A 16,149-nucleotide genomic window follows, 5' to 3' on the forward strand; every position below is an offset into this window, starting at 1 on the left:
GAATAATGAATGTCGCCCGCTACATTTCGCACAAAATCGACGGAGGAGCCGATTCCGGCTCTTTTACCGCGTCGGTTACAAAAATAGCCATCATCAGCATTGCCATGGGCTTGGCGGTGATGGTGGTGTCGTTTGCCATTCTGCAGGGCTTCCGCAACGAGATTCAGAACAAGATATTCTCGTTTGGCGCCCACCTGCAGATTTCGCGCTACGACACCAACAACTCCCTCGAAGTGGCCCCCATTGCCGGCCCGCGCCTGGTGCAGGAGCTGCACCAGTTCCCCGAGGTGAAGTCGACGCAGCCCTACGCCGTGAAAACGGCCATCATCAAGACCAAGGACGAAGTGCTGGGCGTGGTGCTGAAAGGTATTTCCGAAACCGACGGCCTCTCGCCGATGCGCCAAAACCTGGTGGGCGGCAAGTTCATCGGCTTTCCCGACAGCACGGCCGGCGAGGACGTGCTGCTCTCGCGCAAGGTGGCCGATAAGCTGCGCCTCAACGTGGGCGACAAGGCCCTGTTCTACTTCATCCAGAACCCGCCTCGCATCCGGCAGTTTTGCGTCAGCGGCATCTATTCCACGGGCCTCGACGAGTTCGACGAAGTGTACGTTATCGGCGACATCCGCCAGATTCGGGAGCTGAACTCCCCGGCCTGGCCCGACTCGCTGGTGGGCGGCATGGAGGTGGTGCTCAATAACTTCAATACGCTGGACAACACGGCCGATAAGTTCTACGAGCGGCTGCCCTACGACCTGAAGATTGACAAAATCACCGACCAGTACGCCCAGCTCTTCGACTGGCTGCAGCTGCTGAACCGCAACGTCATCATCTTCCTGATTCTGATAATTTTCGTGGCCACGTTCAACATGGTGGCCACCATCTTCATCATGATTCTGGAGCGCACCAACATGATTGGCATCCTGAAAGCGCTGGGGGCGACGGATAATCAGATTCGGCGGATGTTTTTCTTCCGCGGGCTGTCGCTCACGGTGCGGGGCATGCTCATCGGCAACATCATTGCCGTGGGATTCTGCGCGTTGCAGTATTTCTTCCACATCATTCCGCTCGACCCCGAGAACTACTACATGGACCGGGTGCCGATTTCGTGGGACCCGCGCATGCTCATCCTGCTCAACGTGGCCACGTTCGTGGCCTCGCTGCTGGCCGTGCTCATCCCCACGTATCTGATTGCGCGCATCAAGCCGGTGGTGGCCATTAAGTTCGACTAACCGCTTGCTTGGCCGGCTTCTCAGCAGCGCCGAATACGATGATTATTTGGCCACACTGGCCACCGGTTGGTCGGAGGGGAGGTGCTTTTTGTTCGCCAGTTTTTTGTTGGCTTCGTTCATGAGCCAGATAAAATCTTCGTAATAGTCCACACCTTTGAATCCGAGCCCGGCGCTGGCGTCGTCATTCCACATGGATTGGGGCAGCCGGCGTGAACAAATGACTAATGGAATGCCCCAGTAGTCTAAAAACGCCTCTTCGTCTACGGCCCCGGTGCGCACCATCGAGCCCGCAAAGCCGAAACTGGAGCACACCCGTCGCACCATGGTGTCCTGGGTGGTGGGCTTGATTTTTCCCAGCCGCACGGCGGTGCGGGCGTCACTGAACTGCGGGGTATGCAGGTATTGCCCGAGCGCCACCAGGTTTTGCACTTGCTGATTTTTGTGTTGCTCGGTGAGCTGAGTATTGTGCTGCCGGTTGTTCATATAAACCGTGGAGATGGAAACCAGCAGAGCGAGGATGGGAACAAAGTTGTTCGTTCTCTTAACGGATTCTTCCATGAGTGCGCGCAAAAGGTGGGGCTGCAGGTGTACACACTTAGCCTCTATTTTGCTTCCATAAACGAAGGCCAGTGCACTACAGCAATTACCCAAATAAGCGCTTAGACCACCGAGATGGCATCAGTGCCAGCACGGAAAAATGCGTGAAATTCGATTCAGGCCAACCAACGGCTTTGCAACACGAGATTGGGGTCGGGGCACAGGGCGGCCCATGTGGCCAGCTCGCTGGGCCGGGCCACGCCGGGGAAGTCGCCCACGCGGCCGCCCAGGTCGGCAATGAGCTGAAAATGCAGGTGCGGCGGCCAGTCGCCGTTTTCGGGGAAGGGGCCGACGGTGGCGAAAGCCTCGCCCTTGGCCAACGTCTGGCCTACGCGCAAGTTCCTCCACTCCAGGCGGCTGAGGTGGCCATACAGGCTATAGAAAACAGTGCCTTCCAATTCGTGCTGCAGAATGACGGTGGGGCCGTAGTCGCCGAAATTGTCGTTGTCGGCGAGGCTGTGGACGGTGGCGGGCAGGGGCGCGCACACGGGCACGCCGGCCGGACACCACACGTCCACGCCCAAATGCAGGGAGCGGGGCTCTTCCACCGCGCCGGGGCCGAAGTGCGGGCTGCGGCGGTAGATGACGCGGTTTTCGAGGTAGCCGCCCACGCCGATGGCGGCGTGCTGCAACTGTAGCTCGGCGTCGACGAGCCGGCCAAAGGCGGCGGTGTCGCGCAGGTCGGCGGTGGCGAGGCGCGGGTTATGGGCCGAGAAGTCGAGGCGGGCCACGTCGGGGCCGTTGAGGTCGAGGGGCAGGACGGGGCCGAAATCGGCTTGGTGGCGTTGGAGCAGCGTGGTGAGCATGTAAGGCGGCAAGGAAGCGCGGGCCGGATGAAGCCCGGCATCGGCGGCAAGTTACCTTTGCTGCGCAAGCCGGCCCGGAATTTCTCCGGGCACACGGTTTTTTTCGTACGTACCCGTGCCGCACGGCGAACCTCGGCCCCGCCCGATTGTTCCGGCGTCACCCCCTTATTCAGTTGCCTGCAGAATGTACCACACCCTCACCGTTGTTGCCCTCACCCAAGAAACCGCCGATTCCGTCACCATTCACCTTGAGCGGCCCGACCGCCAGCCCATTGCCAGCCGCCCCGGCCAATTCCTAACCCTGATAGTGCCCTGCGGGCCCGGCGGCAAAAAAGAGCGCCGCGCCTATTCCCTCAGCAGTACCCCGCAGGACGCCCCGCGGCTGTCCGTGACGGTGAAACGGGTGCCCGGTGGCCTGGTGAGCAATTACCTGCTCGATACCGTGCGCGTGGGCCAGCAGCTGGAAGTGATGGAGCCCCTCGGCAATTTTACCCTCAGCCCCAGCCCCAAAGCCGCGCGCTCGTTGGTGCTCATCGGGGCGGGGTCGGGCATCACGCCGCTCATGTCCATGCTCAAGGCCGTGGTGCGGGCCGAGCCCCAGAGCCACGTGCTGCTCATTTACGGCAACCGCAACGAGGAATCGGTCATTTTTCAGCAGCAGCTGGCCGAGCTCGAAGCGAAGTCCAACGGCCACCTGCAGGTAGAGCACGTGTATAGCCAGCCGCTGCAGCCCATGGGCCCGCACCGCCACACCGGCCGCCTCAACCGCACCATGCTGCTGCGCATTCTGGAGCAGCGCCACCAGTTCCCGGCCGAGCAGGCCGAGTACTTCCTCTGCGGCCCCGAGGGGCTGATGGCGGAAGCCCAGGCCGCCCTGGCCCTGCTGAACGTGCCCGAAGCCCGCGTGCGCCGCGAAAGCTTCCAGGCCAGCGCCGACACCGCCGAACTGATTGCGGCCCAGCCCAACGGCCACGGCGACGTGTCGACCAACCCCGCCGACGACACCAAAACCACCCGCTCGGTTACGCTGCAGTACGAAGGCAGCGAGTACGTCATCGAAGTGCCCGCCGGCCAAACCATTCTGGACACCGCCCTCGACCAAGACATCGACCTGCCGTATTCCTGCCAGGCGGGCGTGTGCACGGCCTGCCGCGGCAAGTGCCTAAGCGGCAAGGTGCACCTGGACGAGCGTGAAGGCTTGTCCGACTCCGAGCTGAAGCAGGGCTACATCCTCACCTGCGTGGGCCACCCCATGACCGACGGCGTGGTCATCGAAATTGGCTAGGGGCAGCAAACCAAACCGGCCGGCCTCACGAGTCGGATTTAAGCCCCTTTTAATCTAAAAAACTTCACCCCGCTCGGTGTTTGTTTCGTAAAGCGTAGGTTGCGGTTCGGGGCCCGAGTCCGCCGCTACTTCTTCTATACTTGTACTTATGATGCTACTTGCTGAACCCACTGCCGAGTCGGCCACCGATACCAGCCGGCCTCCGCGGGGCTATTTGCCCGAAGACTTCACCGTCACGGATTGGGCGGCCATCGAGCCGTTCTTTCAGGAATTGCAGCACCGGCCCATCTACACGGCCACCGAGCTGGAGCGCTGGCTGCTTGACCGCTCCGAGCTGGAAGCCGTGCTGAGCGAGGACCTGGCCTGGCGCTACATCCGCATGACCTGCGACACCCAGGACCCCACCCGTGCCGAAGCCTTCCAGTATTTTGTGAACGAAGTGGAGCCCCAGGTGGCGCCCTTCGACCATGCCCTCAACGAGAAGATGTTGGCCTCGGAGCACCTGGCCGGCCTCGACGAGCGGCGCTACGGGGTGTTTCTGCGCTCGGTGCGCCGGGCGTCGGAGATTTATCGGGCCGAAAACATTCCGCTGAAAACGGAAATCAGCACCAAGCAGCAGCAGTACGCCGCCACGGTGGGCGCCATGAACGTGACCCTCGACGGCCAGGAGCTGACCCTGCCCCAGGCCGCCGACCGCCTCAAGAACCCCGACCGGGCCGTGCGCGAAACCGCCTGGCGCGCCATTCAGGCCCGCCGCCTGCAGGACGCCCAGCCGCTCGACCAGCTTTTCACCGAGCTCATCGGCCTGCGCAACCAGGTGGCCCTCAACGCCGGCTTTGCCAACTTCCGAGACTACATGTTTGCTGCCCTGGGCCGCTTCGACTACACGCCGCAGGACTGTTTCAACTTCCACGCGGCCATCCGCGAAACGGTGGTGCCGCTCATCGACGACTTCGACCTGGAGCGCCGCCAAGACCTGAACCTGCCCTCGTTGCGCCCCTGGGACCTCGACGTGGACCCCAGCGGCCAGCCGCCGCTGCGCCCCTTCGGCACGGGCGAAGAGCTGCTGGAAAAAACCATCACCGTCTTCCAGAACCTCGATTCTTACCTTGGCGACTGCCTGCGCACCATGCGCCAGATGGGCCACCTCGACCTGGAAAGCCGCAAAGGCAAAGCCCCCGGCGGTTACAATTACCCGCTGGACGAAACCGGCGTGCCCTTCATCTTCATGAACGCCACCAGCTCCCTGCGCGACGTGGTGACCATGCTGCACGAAGGCGGCCATGCCGTACACAGCTTCCTCACGCGTGGCCTGCCGCTGGGCGCCGACAAGCACCCGCCGTCCGAAGTGGCCGAGCTGGCCTCGATGAGCATGGAGCTGATGAGCATGGACCAGTGGCACGTGTTCTTCCCCGATGCGGAAGACCTGCGCCGCGCCAAGAAAACGCACCTCGAAAGCGTGCTCGAAACCTTCCCGTGGGTGGCCACCATCGATAAGTTTCAGCACTGGGTGTACGAAAACCCCACCCACACCGAAACCGAGCGCCACGCCCGCTGGGTGCAGATTTTCGACGAGTTCAACCAGCGCACTGTCGACTGGACCGGGCTTGAAACGTTCAAGCCCTACCTGTGGCAGAAGCAGCTGCACCTCTACGAAGTGCCCTTCTACTACATCGAGTACGCCATGGCCCAGCTTGGCGCCATTGCCGTGTGGCGCAACTTCCGCCAAAACCCCGCCGAGGGCCTGGCCGCCTACAAGCGTGCGCTGGCCCTGGGCTACACCGCGCCCATTGGCCAGATTTACGCCGCGGCCGGCATTCGCTTCGATTTCAGCACCGAGTACCTGCGCACCCTAGCCGACTTCGTGCGCGAAGAAATGGCCGCGCTTTAGTATCCGGCTGCTCCAACTAAGCGGCACTAAAAAAGGGCTGGCACTTGTGCCAGCCCTTTTTTAGTGCCGTGAGCGTAACCCTACGAGTTGCCGCCCGGCTTGGTGCCCGACGACGTCTGGGTGCTGCCGCATTTGTTTTTGGGGCGTGGGTCGCAGTCTTTGCGGTGCTCGCAGGCCGACAAGGCGAGGCAACCGAGCAGCAGGGCCGGCAAGAGCCGACGCAAGAGCGTAGAAGTGTAAGGCATGGCGTGCGGGGGTAAAGCGTTGCGAATACGTGATTGAGTCTTAAAGATAGGGAAAAATGACTGTCTTGATACTCATTTGCTCAACAGCCTTTCACAACCCTATCCAAACCCCACTCAATGCGGTGCCCGCCGTTCGGACCGTCCTTAATTGGCGCTTTGAATGCAGGTGATTTCGGCGGGCTGACCCACCAAGCAAATGCTGGCGCTGCCCGAGGGCACATACCCGATAATGACGTGCTGGCCGTTGGCAGAGGGGAAGGAAGTCCAAGCCGTGCCGCGGGGCTCCAGGCGCTTGCCGTTGGCCAGCTCCAGCACCTTGCCGCAACCGTCGAGGCCGGAGAGGTCGCGCACGGTGGCCGGCGTGTCGCAAGCGCCAGGGAATCCGTAGCAGACAACGATTCTATCATCGGGCTCGGTGTCATCCTTTTTGCAGTTGGTGAGCAAAACGACGCCGAGTAAGGCCACACGCCAGGTGCGGCGCGCAAAAGAAAAGGAGCGGGCCATGAGCAGATAATTCAGGTTCGGGGGCATGACCGGTCTGGAGGCTGCCGGGTTGCACGGGCTCTGAATGTAGCGGGGCCGGTTTCCTTACTTTGCTCCGATGGTGAAAAAGGGCAGGGGCTTGAGGGCGGCGTATTTGCCGCCCAGCGACTGCAGCTCGGCCAGATGCAGGCGCAGGTAGTCGTTGTATTGGTGCACGGCGTGGTCGTACTGCACGCGGAAAGCCACCACGCCGGCATCGAGCTGCTGGATGCCTTCCACGAAGTTGCGGGCGTTTTCGGTGGGCGCCTGGCCGTTGGGGGCAGCCACGGGGTACAGGGCCGTCAGCAGCGAGTCCTGGGCGTTGTCGTAGCGGTCGATGAGGTCGGAGCTGGCCATGGTCTCCTGGTTGTAGCGAATGGCCTTGAGGCGGTTGTTGGCACGCTCCAAGCCTTGCAGCTGGGCGGGAGTGGTGCCGGGCTGGTTTTTGAGCTCGCGCAGAAGCAGCCGCGTCACGCCGATTTTCTGGTCGTCGCTTTCGGTCATATTGCGCCACTTCAGCGCCACCGAGTCCTGCAACACGTCGAACTGGGTTTTCACCGCCGCTGCCGAGGCGGGGTTGAGCACGGTTTTGGCACCGTCGCGCTTGCACGACGCCGCACAGGCCGCCACCAGCAGCGAGGCAAAGAGAAATGATTTCAGCGGCGAAACAAACGGGAAAGCCATACGGGTCGGTCAATGAAAGCTAGGAGAGGCCAAAGCTACGCCAGCCTCTTGGTGGAACGGGAATGCAAACGGTCTTCTTCAACCGCGTAGCGCCAACGTCGGTTTCCTACGCGTTATTGCGGGGCCCGCCCGGCGCTTGTGTGCTGGTCTTTTAGGCCTGCGGTGTCCGCAGCAGGCCGCTGAGCAGCTGCTCGGCCAGGCGGTGCGCAATTTCATCGGGCGAGAGCTTGCCATCGGGCCGGTACCAGGAAGGCAGCCAGTTCAGGCTGGCCAGTAGGGTGAGGGCGGCAAAGGCAGCATCGGGGGTGTGCAGCTCGCCGGTGCTCACGCCCTTCGCAATGAGCTCGCGAAAAGCGGCCTCGTACCGGTCGCGCAGGGCCAGAAATTCGCCCCGCGCCGGCTCGCTGAGGTGGCGCCACTCGTGCAGGAACACGGCCGAGGCGGCGCTGTCGTCGGTGAGCACGCGCACGTGCGCCTCAATGGCCTGCCGCAGCCGGGTGGCCACGGGCTTGGCGTCGTCGAAGGTGGCGGTGGCAAAGCCCGTAAAAAAGCTTTCGGCCAAGCCAAAGCAGACCCGGTGCAAAATTTCTTCCTTGGATTTGATGTGCGAATACAGGCTGCCGGCCTCCAGCCCAAGGGCGGTGGCCAGCTCGCGCATGCTGGTGGCGGCAAAGCCGCGCGACCGAAACAAGGCCGTAGCGGTGCGGTCGATTTGGGCCTTGCGGGGCCGAATAGGGGGAGCAGTCGACATGGGTGGGAGGGGGAGTAGGGGTAAAGATAGGCCGGTTGACGGCCGTTAAGAGCCCCGAGCGGCTAAAAAAAAGCCGCCCGAAGGCCGCCGTCGCCAGGCACCTCGCCGGGCCAATGCGCCCGCTCTTACCATTTCGTTACCTTCGACGCCGCCCGCCAACTAAACCGCTCGGCACGCGTATCTTTGCCGTTGCACTGACTTTCCCCAACTTACTGTTTTATGAACAAGCACTACTTATTGCTGTCGGCCTGCCTGCTGTTTTCGGGCGCTGCCCACGCGCAGGGCACCGAGCTCTTCTTCTCCGAATACGACGAAGGAGCGCACCAGTCGAACGTAAGCTACGGCGGCGCCACGCCCTCCTCGGGCAATGAGCGGGCGCTGGAGATTTACAACCCCACCACCAGCGTCGTCAATTTGAACCCGTACTCGGTGCGGCGCTACAGCAACGGCAGCACGTCTGTCTTCCAGGAAGAGGCCTTGTTCCGGAGCAACCAGCAGCACGTGGCCGTGGGCAACAACACCATGAACCCGCGTAGCGCCTTCGTGATTGCCTGTGGCCAGGCCACGCTGCCCTCCATCGTGAGCGCGGCCAACCAGTTTTGCGCCGACTACGCGCTGACCCCGGCTGCCACGAACAAGGTAATCGTGGGCGGCGGCCCCATCTATTTCAGCGGCGACGACGCCATGGCGCTGGTGCGCTACCCCAGCGGCACGGCCGGCGTGGGCCCGGGCGTTATTGTTGACCTGATTGGCGTGATTGGCGAGCAGCCCCTGCTGGCTGCCGGCGGCACTGGCGGCAACTGGAGCGGCACCAACCCCATCGACGGCACCGGCGCCAACGCTGTGTACGTGGCTTCGGCCAACCAAAGCATCGTGCGTCGCCCGTCGGTTTCGACCGGCTTGCGCGTGAACCCCGGCCCCCAGAACGTGCCCGGCAGCAACCCGCCCGTGCGCAGCACGGCCGCCGATGCCTACAACATCGCCACCGAATGGTCGGTGTATAGCTACGCTTTTCCTCCCGGCACCACGGGCAACGGCTCGGTGGGCGCGCAGCTTTACGACCAACTCGGCCAGCACATTGGCTACACTGGGCCTTTCGGCGCGTACCAGACCACCATCACCAGCACGCTGGCCAAGTTTGACGCCAACATCAGCGTGTACCCCAACCCAGCCCACGGCTTTGCTACGGTCGAAATCAAAGACGCCAAAGTAGGCGCCGTGACCGTGCTCAACAACCTCGGCCAGCGCATCTCGGCCCAGGCCAAAGGCGCCGGCCAAGAGAGCCTGAAGCTGGACGTATCGGCCCTGAAGCCCGGCCTGTACTTCGTGCAGATTGTGAGCGCCGATGGCCAAACCAAAATTTACAAAGAGCTGGTGGTGCAATAAATCGCCCCAGTTTAACGCAGGAAAAGGAGGGAAGCAATTCCCTCCTTTTTTTGTGGGCGTACTTTTGCGGAGCAGCAGGTAGTTGTTGGCGGTCGGGTGTCACGCGGCTCCATTGGCGAAATAAACTCGCTACAAATACCAAACAGCTGATAACGAACCTTTGCTATCCAAATACATGGCTGATAACCTCACGCCCCTCAACGCCATTGGCGAATTTGCCCTCATCCGCCGCCTGCAGGCCGGCCTCAGCCAGCGCCAGCCCGGCACGGTGCTGGGCATCGGCGACGACGCGGCCATCATCCGGCCCACCGCGGGCCACGACCTGGTGATGACCACCGATTTGCTGGTCGAAGGCATTCACTTCGACCTGTCGTTTTGCCCCCTGCGGCACCTGGGCTACAAGGCCGTGGCCGTAAACGTGTCGGACGTGGCGGCCATGAACGCCCTGCCCACGCAGCTGGTGGTGGCCCTCTCGGTGGGCCCGCGCTTCACGGTGGAGGCGGTGGAGGAGCTGTATGCCGGCATGCGCCTGGCCTGCGAGGCCTACAACGTGGACCTGGTGGGCGGCGACACCACCGCCAGCCGCGGCGGCCTCACCCTGGCCGTGACTGTGCTGGGCGAAGTCCCGGCCGGCCAGGCCGTGCGCCGCAGCGGCGGCCAGCCCACCGATTTGCTGTGCGTGAGCGGCGACCTGGGCGGCGCTTTCTTGGGCCTGCAGGTGCTGGAACGCGAAAAGCAGGCTTTTCTGGCCGACCCCGAAACTCAGCCCGAACTGGGCAACTACGAGTACGTGGTGCAGCGCCAGCTGCGGCCCGAGGCGCGGCTCGATATTGTGCACGAGCTGCGCGAGCTGGGCATCCGGCCCACCAGCATGATTGACGTATCCGACGGGCTGGCCTCCGAAGTGCTGCACTTGTGCGCCAGCAGCGGCACGGGCGCGCGGGTGTTCAGCGAGTTTCTGCCCTTGGCCAATCCCACGCTGGAAGCGGCCGCCGAATTCAACCTCGACCCCATCACCTGCGCCCTCAACGGCGGCGAGGACTACGAACTGCTGTTTACGGTGCCCGTGACCGACCACGAGAAAATTAAAAATCACCCCGACATCACCATCCTCGGCCATCTCACCGATGCGGCCGACGGCGCCAATCTCATCACCAAAGCTGGTCAGCCGGTGCCCCTTAAGGCGCAGGGGTGGACCAGCTTTTAGGCGATTGCCGGCCGGAGGAAATCAACCTTCTGGGGCCGTCAATCGTTAGGGGGCTGAGGTCGATATCCCGGAATGGCACGCTAATTGTTTTTCCGCTTGATATCCGCCAGGATTTTTATTTAACTTTTCGTTCGATAGCCATGAAAAAGCTTCCGTATTTCTTCGCTCTGATTATCCTGCTGAGCACCGTGTTCGGCTCGGCGCCTGCCAAAGCCCAGTGGAGCCCGCAAGCCAAAGGCGCCGTAATTGGCGGCTTGGGCGGTGCCGCCGCCGGTGCCATCATCAACAAGCGCAACCGGGCCGTGGGCGGCGTGGTGGGCGGCGTGGCCGGTGGTGCCATCGGCTACGGCGTAGGCAAGCACATTGATAACAAGCGCAAGGAGCGCGCCCGCATTGCCGCCGCTAACCGCGCCGCCGCTGCCCGCGAGGCCGCCTACCGCGCTGAGCTGCGCCGTGCCAACGCCCGCAACGAAAGCAAGACGGCCCTGGTGGCCACCAGCACCCAAACCACGGCCATGCCCGTGAACAGCCTCACCGCTTCGGCCGCTATGCCGGGCGCCATGAGCCAGCCGGGCGTACCGGGCGCCTCCTACTTGCCCAACCCGCACTACGGCGACGCTTCCAAGCCGTACTCGACCGAAGAAATTCGTCGGAAAAGCTGGTAAGCCCGCGCTTTGCGTAATATGTCAAACCCTGGGCGCCAACGCCCGGGGTTTGCTACTTTTAGCCCGTGGGTGATGCCGCCCACCACATTTTCTTTCACCAACACCTTGGATGTATGAAATCCTTTCTTTGCAGCTTGTTTGTAGCCGTCGCCCTGAGCTCGTGCTCCAAAACCGGCGACGCCGTGAACGTGCAAACCCTTGACCAGGACTTTATCAGCGCCTGGAACAGCCGCGACACCGGCAAAATCACCGGCATGATGGCCGACGACGTGGCCTTTGTGCAGGGCAATGCCCACTGGAAGGGCAAAGACGAAGTGTCACAAAAATGGGTGAGCGCCACCGTCGCCACCATCAGCAACCTGAAAACCAGCGTGAGTAGCAGCGGCGTGGACGCCAACACGGCTTACGAAGCCGGCACCTTCTCGGTGGATGTGGCGCCCGCCGCCCCCGGCGAAGCCGCCGGTTTTGGCGAGGGCAATTATATCTTCCTCTGGAAAAAAGCCGCCGACAATACCTGGAAGCTGAGCTACGCGCAGCTGGAAGACTTGCCGGTGCAGCGTCGGAATTAGGAACTGGGATAACCCGAGAATCAGAACGTCATGCTGAGCGCAGTCGAAGTATCTCTACCGCGAGAGTAATCCAACCGAAAGGATTATTGCTGCGGTAGAGATGCTTCGACTGTGCTCAGCATGACGTTCTTTTTAATTCTATTTTCCCGGTCTAATCCTCCGGATAAGGCACGAACACGAAATTGGTAAACTCCTCGTCCAGCACGAAGAGGCAGCAGAACTCGTTGGCATCCTTGTAGGTCGCTTGGAACGCCTCGATGCCCTCGGCGCTGACGATGCCTTGTTGCACGAACAGCTCCAGGTAGCTGGCGAAAACGTGCCACTCCAACTGCATTTCGTCGGCGTTCACGAGCAGGCCGCCGAGGGGCACTTCCTGCTTGGCAAACACGAAAATGGGGTATTGGCTGATGTCGCGCTTGCGAATCTGTGCCGAAGCTTCGCTCAGCGTGTCGGACACGGTGGCGAAATCCTTGGTGATGGTGCCGAGGTATTTGCCGTTGAGCTCGGGGGCGTTGAAGTAGTCCATGGGGGGGAATTTAGAAACTGTCTGTCATCCTGAGCGCAGCGAAGGACCCTCTCACGCTGGCGTCGATTGAAATTACTGCAAATCGTTCGGGCGTGATAAGGTCCTTCGCTGCGCTCAGAATGACAGTTTAAACAACGATTCTACTTCAGCTCCAGCGCCACCACATTCTCCACGTGGTGGGTGTGGGGGAACATGTCCACCGGCTGCACGCGGGTCACTTTGTAGGCCGCATCCAGCAGCTCCAGGTCGCGGGCCTGGGTGGCGGGGTTGCAGCTGATGTACACGATGCGGGGCGCGCGCAGCTCCAGCAGGCGCTTCACCACGTCTTCGTGCATGCCGGCGCGGGGCGGGTCGGTGATGAGCACATCGGGGCGGCCGTGGTGGGCGGTGAACTCGGCCGTGAGCACGTCCTTCATATCACCGGCGAAGAACTCCATGTTGGTGATGTTGTTGATTTCGGCGTTGACGTGGGCGTCGGCCACGGCCTGCTCCACGTACTCGACGCCGATGACCTTGCGGGCCTGCCGGGCCACGAAGCTGGCGATGGTGCCGGCGCCGGTGTAGAGGTCGTACACCAGCTCGTCGCCCCGCAGGTCGGCAAAATCGCGGGCCACTTGGTAGAGCTGATGGGCACCTTCGGAGTTAGTTTGGTAGAAGGACTTGGGGCCGATGCGGAAGCGCAGGCCTTCCATTTCCTCCTCGATGTAGGGTTTGCCTTTGTAGTTCACCACTTCCAGGTCGTGGAAGGTTTCGTTGCCCTTGTTGTTGAGCACGTAGTTGAGCGAGGTAATCTGCGGGAATTTCTCGTACACGGCGTCGAGCAGCGGCTCGATGCTGTGGTGGGGCAGGTAGCACTGCAAAATCACCATGATTTCGCCGGTGGTCTGGGCCGTGCGGATAATGAGGTTGCGCAGGTTGCCGGTCTGCTTCACGATGTTGCCGAAGCGCAGGTCACGCTCCCGCGCATAGTCGCGGATGAAGAGGCGGATTTCGTTGCTCGGCTCGGGCTGCAGGTGGCAGTGCTGCACGTCGATAATCTTGTCGAAGCGGGCCGGGGTGTGGAAGCCCAGCACCCGGCGGTCGTAGTGCTGGGTGTCGTCGTTGATTTGCTCGTTGGTGAGCCAGCCCATGAAGCTGAAGGTGTATTCGAGCTTGTTGCGGTAGTAGGTGCGCTGCGGCGAGGGCAGAATCTGTTGGATTTCGGGCAGTTCGACTTTGCCAATTCGCTGCAGGGTGTCTTCCACCTGCTGCTGCTTGAAGCGCAGTTGCGAGTCGTAGCCCAGGTGCTGCCACTTGCAGCCGCCGCAGGTGCCGAAGTGCTGGCAAAACGGCGTGGTGCGCAGCTCGGAGTAGGCGTGGAAGTGCGTGGGCACGGCTTCCAGGAAGTTCTTCTTGGCCCGCGTGATGCGCAGGTCCACCACGTCGCCGGGGGCCACTTGCGAAACGAAGATGACCAGATTCTCGATGCGGACCAGGCATTTGCCTTCGGCCACCATGTCCTGAATCAGAACGTTCTGCAGGGCGTCGTCGGGTAAATTTTTAGAAGCTTTCGTGATTTTGCGGGACATAACGGGAGCAATAAGTCCGCAAAGGTACGCGGACGAGTCACCCTCCCCGCCACCGGCACCGTCCCAATTTCCTTGCTAAAGCGCCCAACAGGTCTCCCTTACCAAGAATGCTGCTAGTTGAGGTAAGGGTCCATAATGCTCAGCGGCGAGTGCCCTTCGGTGCGCCAGAACTGGGCCGGGTTCACGCTGCCCGCAAACGGGTTGCTGTACAAGTCGGGGCGTTGGCCTTTGCTGCGCCCGCGGCTGGCGCGCAGCCGGGCCCGCAGCTGGGTGGGCTGTCCGCCCGCGTAAGCGGGCACGACCAGCTGCCAGCACTGGTCCGGCGCCAGAAATACCTGATGGTAGCTGTTGCCGCAAAAGCTGCTGGGGTTGTACTCGATGTCGTGCCACTGCCCTTGCGCATCCCGGGCCTGCAGGGTAAGAAACAAGCTGCTGTCCTGGGCGTCGAAGACAACCGTGTCGGCGGTGGTGTTGGCCAGGTACAGCCGGTGGCCATCGACGCGCTGCTCAAACGCGGCCGCCATGGGCTGGGCATCGACCCGCAGACTCACGGCGCGGGGCGCAAAACGCGGGTCGGGCAGGGGGCGCGACCGATTGCCGGAGCGCCCCCACCCGCCGAAGCCGGCAAATTTGGCCAGCGGCGCCGAAGCCACTGGGTAAAACGCGCGTCGCATATAGTCGAGGTTGAGCGGGGCGCTGCCGCTGGCAGGCTGTTGCCAGGCGTAGGTGCCGGCAGGCGTGAAGTAGCCCCAGCGCGGGCCTTCGGCCACCGCCAGTAGCCCGTGGGCAAAGCCGTCGTTGGCCACGGCGCTGAAGCGCGGCCCCACCAACTGCCCGGTGCGCCAGTTCCAATACCCGAAGCGGGTGCCGGCCGAGTCTTCCTGGCTAAACAACAGCAGGTCGCCGATGCGGCGCGGGGAGCCGTCGGCAAAGTCTGGTTCCGGGAGCTGGCGCAGCACCTGGCCCAGGGTGTCGAGGGCGGCATAGCCATCGGCTACCGCCACCAGCTCCACGCCGCCGGCGAACGTGGGCGCACCGGTGGGCCACTCATCACTCAAAATGGACGTGATGACAACCGAATTGAGGCGGCGGCCGGCTTTGTTCAACAGAAACCACTGGTCCCTGTCGGCCTCCCGGGCCCAGGCCCGGCCGCGCACGAAGGGGCTGAGCTGGCGCAGGCTGGGCTGGCGAAAAAGCACGCGCCCCCGCCCATCGATGGCGGCGGGGTAGCTGCGCGAATCGTCGAGGACGCTGGGGTCGTCGCCCACGCGCACGGGCGCAGTGCCGTCGGAAAACTCCGAACTGGTGCTGGGTAGACACAGCTCGCCTTTGGGCAGGAAGGCGACGATGCGGCCGGTCGTATCAATCAGGCACTCCTCGTTGGGCTGGCGGGCTTTGGGGTTGGGCCGCACAGTTGCCAGGGCCAATCCGTCGCGAAAGGTGGAGATGTGGTCGAAGCGGCCGAAGGGAATGACCCAGCGGCCGCGGCCGTCGAGCACGCCGGTGGGCAGCTCGGCATAGTCTTCGGCATCCTCGGGGTCGTTGCCGGGCAGGTGCAGGGGGCGTTGCAGCTTGGTGCCTTTCACCACCATGCGGTTGCAGGCCAGCGGCTCCACTTCGCGGAAGTGAGTGGGATTCAGCAGTCGGCCCTGGGCATCCAGCACCTGGCAATCTTCTTTCAGCGTGCCCAGCCACAGGCCGCCCCGGTCCGGGCCCGGGAGCCAGCGCAGGGACTGGTAATTTGACGGAAGGGGCTGCAACCTGCCCGCGCGGTCAATCAACTGCGGGCCGGTGTGCTGGCTTCTGACCACCGCCCGCCCGCTGTGAAACTCGGCAGCGGCTTCAAACCTGGGCGCAATGACGAATTGCCCCGTGGCGTCGATGTAGCCGTAGAGGTCCTGCTCGCGGACTGCCGCCAGCCCTTCGGAGAAGCCGTGCACCTGCGCGAAACGAGGCGCGATGACGACTGCGCCGGTCGAATCAATGAATCCCCATCGGCCCCGTTCTTCAAACGGAAACCGAGCCAGGGCCGGCTGCGCCCCAGCGGCTGGCCAGCCAAACAACGCCGAAAGAACCAGGGCTTTCAAGAGCAGGAGTATACACATAGAGAATTGGACTATAGTAACCACGAAGCAACCAACGGATTCTACCCCCAAAATCGGTATGCAAAAGCTTGGGAATTGAGGTCGACCGCAGCAACGCTGAAGTACCTAGCTGA

The 16,149-nt window shown here is 62.6% G+C and carries 16 protein-coding genes; 7 read left to right on the forward strand and 9 right to left on the reverse strand.

Going from position 1 to position 16,149, the window contains the following annotated elements; all coding sequences use genetic code 11:
* The first annotated feature begins 5 nt into the window (after nucleotides 1-5).
* A complete protein-coding gene (locus IC234_RS09885; protein ID WP_190924006.1) occupies nucleotides 6-1,229 on the forward strand; it encodes an ABC transporter permease in 1,224 nt (407 codons plus the stop codon).
* Between the two features lie 42 nt (nucleotides 1,230-1,271).
* Here IC234_RS09885 and IC234_RS09890 read toward each other — a convergent pair whose 3' ends face one another.
* Complete coding sequence (locus IC234_RS09890) at nucleotides 1,272-1,787, reverse strand: DUF4760 domain-containing protein (RefSeq protein ID WP_190924008.1); 516 nt, start codon at nucleotides 1,785-1,787, stop codon at nucleotides 1,272-1,274.
* Nucleotides 1,788-1,942: 155 nt separating this feature from the next.
* Nucleotides 1,943-2,632: a peptidoglycan DD-metalloendopeptidase family protein gene (locus tag IC234_RS09895; protein ID WP_190924010.1), complete on the reverse strand. Its 690-nt coding sequence runs from the start codon at nucleotides 2,630-2,632 to the stop codon at nucleotides 1,943-1,945.
* Between the two features lie 184 nt (nucleotides 2,633-2,816).
* Here IC234_RS09895 and IC234_RS09900 point away from each other — a divergent pair, with 184 nt between their 5' ends.
* Entirely contained in the window at nucleotides 2,817-3,917 is a 1,101-nt protein-coding gene (locus IC234_RS09900) for a ferredoxin--NADP reductase (protein ID WP_190924012.1), read from the forward strand.
* Nucleotides 3,918-4,065: 148 nt separating this feature from the next.
* Nucleotides 4,066-5,808 carry a M3 family oligoendopeptidase gene (locus IC234_RS09905; protein ID WP_223827588.1) on the forward strand — a complete coding sequence of 581 codons (1,743 nt, stop codon included), beginning with the start codon at nucleotides 4,066-4,068 and terminating at the stop codon, nucleotides 5,806-5,808.
* Between the two features lie 80 nt (nucleotides 5,809-5,888).
* Here the strand turns inward: IC234_RS09905 and IC234_RS09910 are convergent, their stop codons facing one another.
* From IC234_RS09910 to IC234_RS09925, 4 genes are all read right to left on the reverse strand, one after another.
* Nucleotides 5,889-6,032, reverse strand: a complete 144-nt coding sequence (locus tag IC234_RS09910) for a hypothetical protein (protein WP_190924014.1) — start codon at nucleotides 6,030-6,032, stop codon at nucleotides 5,889-5,891.
* A 165-nt stretch (nucleotides 6,033-6,197) separates the two neighbouring features.
* The gene (locus tag IC234_RS09915; protein WP_190924016.1) at nucleotides 6,198-6,557 is read right to left on the reverse strand and encodes a hypothetical protein; all 360 of its coding nucleotides are present in this window, start codon (nucleotides 6,555-6,557) and stop codon (nucleotides 6,198-6,200) included.
* An 84-nt stretch (nucleotides 6,558-6,641) separates the two neighbouring features.
* Entirely contained in the window at nucleotides 6,642-7,259 is a 618-nt protein-coding gene (locus tag IC234_RS09920; RefSeq protein ID WP_190924018.1) for a hypothetical protein, read from the reverse strand.
* 151 nt (nucleotides 7,260-7,410) lie between these two features.
* Nucleotides 7,411-8,010, reverse strand: coding sequence for a TetR/AcrR family transcriptional regulator (locus tag IC234_RS09925; RefSeq protein WP_190924020.1), 600 nt, complete (start codon nucleotides 8,008-8,010; stop codon nucleotides 7,411-7,413).
* 219 nt (nucleotides 8,011-8,229) lie between these two features.
* Here IC234_RS09925 and IC234_RS09930 point away from each other — a divergent pair, with 219 nt between their 5' ends.
* The 4 genes from IC234_RS09930 to IC234_RS09945 all read left to right on the forward strand — a co-directional run bounded on the left by IC234_RS09930 (nucleotide 8,230) and on the right by IC234_RS09945 (nucleotide 11,837).
* Entirely contained in the window at nucleotides 8,230-9,396 is a 1,167-nt protein-coding gene (locus IC234_RS09930) for a T9SS type A sorting domain-containing protein (RefSeq protein ID WP_190924022.1), read from the forward strand.
* 175 nt (nucleotides 9,397-9,571) lie between these two features.
* Nucleotides 9,572-10,603 (forward strand): thiamine-phosphate kinase, encoded by a 1,032-nt coding sequence (thiL, locus tag IC234_RS09935; protein ID WP_190924024.1) that lies wholly within the window; start codon nucleotides 9,572-9,574, stop codon nucleotides 10,601-10,603.
* A 140-nt stretch (nucleotides 10,604-10,743) separates the two neighbouring features.
* On the forward strand, nucleotides 10,744-11,268 hold the full coding sequence (locus IC234_RS09940) for a glycine zipper domain-containing protein (RefSeq protein WP_190924026.1): 525 nt from the start codon (nucleotides 10,744-10,746) through the stop codon (nucleotides 11,266-11,268).
* A gap of 113 nt (nucleotides 11,269-11,381) precedes the next feature.
* Nucleotides 11,382-11,837, forward strand: a complete 456-nt coding sequence (locus IC234_RS09945; protein WP_190924028.1) for a YybH family protein — start codon at nucleotides 11,382-11,384, stop codon at nucleotides 11,835-11,837.
* A gap of 151 nt (nucleotides 11,838-11,988) precedes the next feature.
* Here IC234_RS09945 and IC234_RS09950 read toward each other — a convergent pair whose 3' ends face one another.
* The 3 genes from IC234_RS09950 to IC234_RS09960 all read right to left on the reverse strand — a co-directional run bounded on the left by IC234_RS09950 (nucleotide 11,989) and on the right by IC234_RS09960 (nucleotide 16,018).
* Nucleotides 11,989-12,363: a hypothetical protein gene (locus IC234_RS09950; protein WP_190924030.1), complete on the reverse strand. Its 375-nt coding sequence runs from the start codon at nucleotides 12,361-12,363 to the stop codon at nucleotides 11,989-11,991.
* Nucleotides 12,364-12,503: 140 nt separating this feature from the next.
* Nucleotides 12,504-13,931, reverse strand: coding sequence for a 23S rRNA (uracil(1939)-C(5))-methyltransferase RlmD (gene rlmD / locus IC234_RS09955; RefSeq protein WP_190924032.1), 1,428 nt, complete (start codon nucleotides 13,929-13,931; stop codon nucleotides 12,504-12,506).
* 113 nt (nucleotides 13,932-14,044) lie between these two features.
* A complete protein-coding gene (locus tag IC234_RS09960; RefSeq protein ID WP_190924035.1) occupies nucleotides 14,045-16,018 on the reverse strand; it encodes a WG repeat-containing protein in 1,974 nt (657 codons plus the stop codon).
* Between the last annotated feature and the right edge of the window lie 131 nt (nucleotides 16,019-16,149).

The organism is Hymenobacter armeniacus (assembly GCF_014699055.1).
GTDB lineage: Bacteria > Bacteroidota > Bacteroidia > Cytophagales > Hymenobacteraceae > Hymenobacter > Hymenobacter armeniacus.

What these genes read in the sequence shown, in the direction of transcription:
- IC234_RS09900 (WP_190924012.1), top strand. Translation starts at nt 2,817, where the DNA reads ATGTACCACACCCTCACCGTTGTTGCCCTCACCCAAGAAACCGCCGAT.
- IC234_RS09945 (WP_190924028.1), top strand. Translation starts at nt 11,382, where the DNA reads ATGAAATCCTTTCTTTGCAGCTTGTTTGTAGCCGTCGCCCTGAGCTCG.
- IC234_RS09915 (WP_190924016.1), bottom strand. Translation starts at nt 6,557, where the DNA reads ATGGCCCGCTCCTTTTCTTTTGCGCGCCGCACCTGGCGTGTGGCCTTA.
- rlmD (WP_190924032.1), bottom strand. Translation starts at nt 13,931, where the DNA reads ATGTCCCGCAAAATCACGAAAGCTTCTAAAAATTTACCCGACGACGCC.
- IC234_RS09895 (WP_190924010.1), bottom strand. Translation starts at nt 2,632, where the DNA reads ATGCTCACCACGCTGCTCCAACGCCACCAAGCCGATTTCGGCCCCGTC.
- thiL (WP_190924024.1), top strand. Translation starts at nt 9,572, where the DNA reads ATGGCTGATAACCTCACGCCCCTCAACGCCATTGGCGAATTTGCCCTC.
- IC234_RS09930 (WP_190924022.1), top strand. Translation starts at nt 8,230, where the DNA reads ATGAACAAGCACTACTTATTGCTGTCGGCCTGCCTGCTGTTTTCGGGC.
- IC234_RS09950 (WP_190924030.1), bottom strand. Translation starts at nt 12,363, where the DNA reads ATGGACTACTTCAACGCCCCCGAGCTCAACGGCAAATACCTCGGCACC.
- IC234_RS09905 (WP_223827588.1), top strand. Translation starts at nt 4,066, where the DNA reads ATGATGCTACTTGCTGAACCCACTGCCGAGTCGGCCACCGATACCAGC.
- IC234_RS09920 (WP_190924018.1), bottom strand. Translation starts at nt 7,259, where the DNA reads ATGGCTTTCCCGTTTGTTTCGCCGCTGAAATCATTTCTCTTTGCCTCG.
- IC234_RS09925 (WP_190924020.1), bottom strand. Translation starts at nt 8,010, where the DNA reads ATGTCGACTGCTCCCCCTATTCGGCCCCGCAAGGCCCAAATCGACCGC.
- IC234_RS09890 (WP_190924008.1), bottom strand. Translation starts at nt 1,787, where the DNA reads ATGGAAGAATCCGTTAAGAGAACGAACAACTTTGTTCCCATCCTCGCT.
- IC234_RS09885 (WP_190924006.1), top strand. Translation starts at nt 6, where the DNA reads ATGAATGTCGCCCGCTACATTTCGCACAAAATCGACGGAGGAGCCGAT.
- IC234_RS09940 (WP_190924026.1), top strand. Translation starts at nt 10,744, where the DNA reads ATGAAAAAGCTTCCGTATTTCTTCGCTCTGATTATCCTGCTGAGCACC.